The following is a 2,590-nucleotide window of genomic DNA, read 5'->3' on the forward strand; positions in this document are numbered from 1 at the left end:
CAGGGGCCTTACGTCTGCCCGGAGTTGGGAGTACACCACGAGACTCCCGGAGGCGATCACCCTCAGCGACCGTCGGTTACCGGGAAAGGCTCAATGCCATTGGCCGGACGGGTTGCATTCGAGTTTTCCGACCGCGAGAGCCGACTTCATGGCGTTGACCTGCTGTTTCACGTGGCATGCATGTTCGCCATGTGAAACACCCTCAGCTGGCTCTTCGAGTGAGTGGGGGACGAAAATCCAGCTGCGGGCAGTGTGGTCAGTGTCTGCCTCGGCGAGTTGGAATCTCAGCTCGTATGAGGGGCCGGGTGGCGCATAAGGTCTGTCCTGTGGATCTTGACCGCTTAGCGATCATGCGCCGATGAAGCTCACTGTTTCTGTCAGATCCGCCCGCCCGGTACGCAGCCGTGGCACGCCTTCCTTCTCGAAGCCCACCGCGACACCGCAGAACAGCACAAGCCCGTCATCGGCTCCGACTATCTGGCTGACAGTCTTGCGATACATCGTCCACATCACCTGGGGGCAGGTGTGCAACCCTTCCGCCCTTAACAACAGCATGACCGTCTGCAGGTACATCCCCGCGTCCCCCCACTGGCCGGGCCCCATCGTCCGGTCGAGGTAGCAGAACAGTACGACCGGCGCTCCGAATGCCTCCGAGTTCAAGGCGGCGATCTTCATGGGCCTGCCGGGGTCGTCGCGCTCGATTCCCAGCGCTTTGTAGCGCTGGGCGGCCGCGGCGGAAAAGCGCTCCAGATACGGCGAGGTCAGTTCGGCCGGGTACATCGGATACTCCCGCTCATCACCCGGGTCTCCCGTCAGTGCCCTGGCCGTCGCACGCTTCTTCAGTTCGGCCAAGGGCTCGCCGGTGACGACATACACATGCCACGGCTGGAGGTTCCCACTCGACGGAGCCCGCGTCGCTGCAGCAAGCACTCGTTCGAGTATCTCTTTGGATACCGGCTCATCGTTGAACGCCCGCACGGCCCGGCGACTGTCCACGGCTTCATACACATCCACGTCTTCTCTTCCTCTCGCTCAACGGCAACCACCTCTTTACCGTCTCCAGCACAGGACTGGCCTCATGGGACTGGTCCTTGACCCAGGAGCTGGACTTCGAGTGGGGCAATGCGGCGGTCTTGGAAGCGGCTGCGCGTCGGTCCCCGGCGCGGGGCGGTGTTCGAGCCGTGGGGGACGTTTCGGTGGTGTCCGTCCCCGCGCCGGGAGTCTGGACCTGTCCGGTGGTCAGGGCCGGATCCGCTCGGGCCAAAGGACAGGAGTCATGCGGGTGCGCAGTTCACAGGGTCGGTTCGGGGCCGAGTACAGCGCGTACGGTCTTGCCCCGGCCTTCGTGTGGCAGGAACCGGGTGCCCCGGGCCCCCAGGTGGGCGACGTGCCAGAGACCCGGCCCTTCTCTGCGCCGGATGGCAGCCTCCGAGTCTGGAAAGGCCGGAACCAGGTCGCGGACGTCGAAGGCCATGGCACCGGCGTCCGTGGGGGATGCGGTCAGGGGAAGCCGAAGCTCCTGGACGAGTGCGCGGGCGGGCAGGCCGTGGCGTACGCCGTTGCCCACGAGTCGGCTGACACCTTCCACAGCGTGCAGCAGCATGTCGCCGTTCCAGGCCATCGCGCCGATCGTTGTTCGGGTCCAGAAGCGGGGCCGTCAGGACGGCGCTCTGGACGCCGGGAAGCTCGGTGGTCCTGCGGAGGAGCACCACACCAGCACGGGCGAGAGAGTCGGGGGCGGTCACAGGCCCTCGCTCGTACTCAGGGAGTCCGGCGCTTTCACGCACCCGATCTCGACCAGCACCTCGAGCAACTCCTGGACTGCCCAACCCATGCGCTGCAGGTGGCTTACTGCCTTCGCGCAGTCGCCCGGCATCTCGGCCGCGATGCACTGGCGGGCACTGCAGAGATCAGCGTGTCTGCGACGCATCTGATGATCCTCGGTGACCACGCCGCGCTGAGCTGACCACGCCGCGCTGAGCTGGGTTGTCACCGCAGCGGACGGGTCGCCGCTCCGAACCGGGCCGTCGTCCTGGTCACCCACCGCATGTCCGGGGTCCGCCACGCCGACTGCATCTACGTCCTGCACCACGGACGGCTCGTCGAACACGGTAGCCACGACGAACTCATGGCCGGCAACGGGCGCTACGCCTCGATGTTCGACGCGCAGGCCGCCCAGTACGTCCCCTCGGGGCCCACCATCCCCCGCCCCGGCTCCACCACCGTCGCAGATCCCGCATGACCCCCTCCCGTAGGCAGCAGGCAAGCCAGAGTCTTCAGTTCGGGGGTGCTTGGCGGTGACGTCCATCCCGGTCGGGAAGAGCGCGGGGGGATGGGTCCGCGCTCATGGTTCCCGCCTGCGCCGGGCGGCCTGTCCAGGCCACTCGCCTACTGGCCCCGGCCGTGGCCATGCGTGTGCGGGGCGGGTGCCGTGACTGCGGTGACCGCCGGCGCGATGACGTGGTCCACCGTTTGGCGGTATGTCCCGGAATGTGTTCTTGGTCGGGTGGTGGTTTGCTGCTCGGTGGCGGCGTCCTAGGGCTGTCCGGTGCGCCGTTCGTCCCTGTTTCCCGGAGAGCTCAAGGAGGAG

Annotated in this window: 3 protein-coding genes and 1 pseudogene; 1 reads left to right on the top strand and 3 read right to left on the bottom strand. The window is 66.7% G+C overall.

The window, feature by feature from the left end; all coding sequences use genetic code 11:
* Nucleotides 1-348: 348 nt before the first annotated feature.
* The 3 genes from ACIBJF_RS52905 to ACIBJF_RS52915 all read right to left on the bottom strand — a co-directional run bounded on the left by ACIBJF_RS52905 (nucleotide 349) and on the right by ACIBJF_RS52915 (nucleotide 2,119).
* On the bottom strand, nucleotides 349-1,014 hold the full coding sequence (locus ACIBJF_RS52905) for a nitroreductase (protein ID WP_399185040.1): 666 nt from the start codon (nucleotides 1,012-1,014) through the stop codon (nucleotides 349-351).
* Nucleotides 1,015-1,291: 277 nt separating this feature from the next.
* On the bottom strand, nucleotides 1,292-1,621 hold the full coding sequence (locus ACIBJF_RS52910) for a hypothetical protein (RefSeq protein WP_399185041.1): 330 nt from the start codon (nucleotides 1,619-1,621) through the stop codon (nucleotides 1,292-1,294).
* Between the two features lie 120 nt (nucleotides 1,622-1,741).
* Nucleotides 1,742-2,119 carry a hypothetical protein gene (locus ACIBJF_RS52915; protein ID WP_399185042.1) on the bottom strand — a complete coding sequence of 126 codons (378 nt, stop codon included), beginning with the start codon at nucleotides 2,117-2,119 and terminating at the stop codon, nucleotides 1,742-1,744.
* On the opposite strand from ACIBJF_RS52915, the pseudogene ACIBJF_RS52920 reads away from it, so the two are divergent.
* Nucleotides 2,003-2,242, top strand: a pseudogene (locus tag ACIBJF_RS52920) (ABC transporter ATP-binding protein); the annotation flags it as partial. The gene ACIBJF_RS52915 and the pseudogene ACIBJF_RS52920 overlap by 117 nt on opposite strands.
* Between the last annotated feature and the right edge of the window lie 348 nt (nucleotides 2,243-2,590).

It is taken from the genome of Streptomyces sp. NPDC050743, assembly GCF_044456925.1.
Lineage (GTDB): Bacteria > Actinomycetota > Actinomycetes > Streptomycetales > Streptomycetaceae > Streptomyces.